Below are 2,343 nucleotides of genomic sequence, written 5' to 3' on the forward strand. Positions count from 1 at the left end.
CACACACAAAGCCACTGAAAGAATAGTTGTAAAAAATCTGTTTGTTTTCATGCTGAATATCATTTATTTAATAATTATTTTATGAGTTTTATCATTTGCTGATACAATGTAAATCCCTTTAGGCAAATTTATTACCTTACCACCACTAATAGTCTTATTAACTAAGATTTGTCCATGTATATTATAGATAGAAACATTTATAGGTTTATTTGTACAAACAAGAATCCCATTACTTATGGTTTGTATTTCGTATTCATTGGAATGAGATACAATCTCATTCGATGTTGGAATGTCTGTTTCAATAATATTTATAAAATCTCCCCACTTATCTGCCAACCAATAGTTATTGTAAGATCCTTTAGGAACGTACAATGTACCCTCTTTCTTGACAGAACTATCAAAACTTCCATTTAATACAGGAGGTATTGTATTATTTACATATACATTCTTTATATTCTTTGCCACTGCAAAAGTACCATGTCCTATAAACATAACACTATTAGGAATATAAATGGTTTCTCTTTTATTTCCACAAGTGTAACCTATTATTGAATCTTTACGAATAGTGTATAGAAAGCCACCTTCACTTAAATAATGAGCATTATTTTTATCAACCTCTATTTCTGATAAATTCTCACAATAAAAAAACGTACCACAATCTATGAATAGAACACTTGCTGGTATATTTATGATTCTTAATCTTTTACATCCATCAAATGCTCCCGCAGTTGAATAATAGCCATCTATTTTTCCCCCTATCTGAATAACACCATTAGGAATGATGATTGACTCCAAATTTTCACATTTGTAAAAAGCAGCAGAAGATATATACTTAACATTTTTTGGAATATTAACAGAAGATAAATTTTTACAACCATCGAATGCATATGCTCCTATCGTTTCTACTTTATCACCAAGTACAACAGTTTTCAGACAAGATAACTTATCGTATTCATTCGCAAATGCATTTATATCAATTTTTATAACACTATTAGGTAATCTTACAGAAGACAATTTTTTACAACTTGCATAGTAAAACATTTCTTCTGGAATAATGTTATCTTCTGTTTTCCGTTCAATTGTTTTTGTATGAATTTTATAAGTAAATTTTCCACCCTTTTTAATATTTACATCTTTCAAATCCAACGAGATCAAGTTAGTCATGTTACGAATAACTCCAATATCAGAAGCGTTAATATCTCCAGATAAGGTCAATTTTTCTATTTCCTTATATTTATTTCCTAACAATTTAGAAAGAGTTCCTGCATCTTCCACCTTAATTGTAATTTCAGGAACATTTTGTGCAAATATATTCGTGTTAACAAATAAAAATACACCAATTATAATTAGACCATGTATAAATTTTGTTTTCATAACTCTTTTGATTTTATCGTTTTACCTGTTTCTAAATACTTTTGGAAGTATTGATATATATCCACTTCAATAACTCCTTTATAGATTAATTTACCTTCTGGGCTCTTTATCTCGCCACAAACAGGCATTTCGTTTTCGTCAAACGTTCCTTTAAAAGTAAAGCCATTAGAATATTTAGCCCCTATTGGATTACTTAGACCATCTCTAATAATTTTCCACGAACAACTCATATTATTAATTATATTTTCTTCCCTTGTCCCCTACGGAAAGTGAAATAATAAAAAAGGTGTGGGAACTGTATTTGCTTTATCCTAAAGTCTGGCTTCTCGCATTGCCATTAGAGTGGATAAAACAACAGCAACCCACACCTATTGAGATATAGTTTACCCTTTCAGGTAAGTCTATAACAAAAGATGCGGGTGCTATTGCCATCACCTTCACTCTAATACAAATTTTGCGAGAATTTGACTTTAGAAGATAATTTCAATAACACCTTTCGTTAATTATGTCCTTCCACAGAGGTTCAACGCCATGAACGTGTAGAATTGCCACAAAGTTACGAAAAGTGTTTATACATCAACCAAGTAAGAGAATGAAAAATCTTTACTTATCCTTGAATTTTTCTCTTATCCAGAAAAAGAGAAACAAACAGCCATAAAATAGAAGAAAAAGTGCTGCTATGATCGGATATAAATCAGGATTCCCAATCAAACAAAAAAGAACCACCAAGAAAGCCAACCACTTCATAATATCCTCCCTTCATCCAAATAAGAGTAATATCCGCTATCTGTAACTATTATATGATCCAACAATTGAATATCAAATAGTTTTGCAGCCTTTTTCACCCTGTCCGTTAATAAATCGTCTTGGTTGCTTGGTTGTTTATTCCCTGATGGGTGATTATGGCTAAGGATCATTGCAGAGGCGTTTCCCAATATCGCAGCCTGCATAATGATCCGTATATCGGCA

At 31.4% G+C, this 2,343-nt stretch carries 3 protein-coding genes; all 3 read right to left on the bottom strand.

Translation table 11 applies throughout. The features are described 5' to 3' along the window. Positions 1-63: 63 nt before the first annotated feature. Positions 64-1,374 carry a leucine-rich repeat domain-containing protein gene (locus D7V92_RS21555; RefSeq protein WP_121773766.1) on the bottom strand — a complete coding sequence of 437 codons (1,311 nt, stop codon included), beginning with the start codon at positions 1,372-1,374 and terminating at the stop codon, positions 64-66. After that, complete coding sequence (locus tag D7V92_RS21560; RefSeq protein WP_121736922.1) at positions 1,371-1,604, bottom strand: hypothetical protein; 234 nt, start codon at positions 1,602-1,604, stop codon at positions 1,371-1,373. The genes D7V92_RS21555 and D7V92_RS21560 overlap by 4 nt, the downstream gene beginning before the upstream one ends. A 513-nt stretch (positions 1,605-2,117) precedes the next feature. Continuing rightward, positions 2,118-2,343, bottom strand: a 226-nt coding sequence (locus D7V92_RS21570; RefSeq protein ID WP_305036650.1) for a JAB domain-containing protein, incomplete at its 5' end; no start/stop codon positions are given.

The sequence above is a fragment of the Parabacteroides sp. CH2-D42-20 genome, assembly GCF_003670185.1.
In the GTDB taxonomy this organism is placed as follows: Bacteria; Bacteroidota; Bacteroidia; order Bacteroidales; family Tannerellaceae; genus Parabacteroides; species Parabacteroides distasonis.

What these genes read in the sequence shown, in the direction of transcription:
- D7V92_RS21555 (WP_121773766.1), bottom strand. Translation starts at nt 1,374, where the DNA reads ATGAAAACAAAATTTATACATGGTCTAATTATAATTGGTGTATTTTTA.
- D7V92_RS21560 (WP_121736922.1), bottom strand. Translation starts at nt 1,604, where the DNA reads ATGAGTTGTTCGTGGAAAATTATTAGAGATGGTCTAAGTAATCCAATA.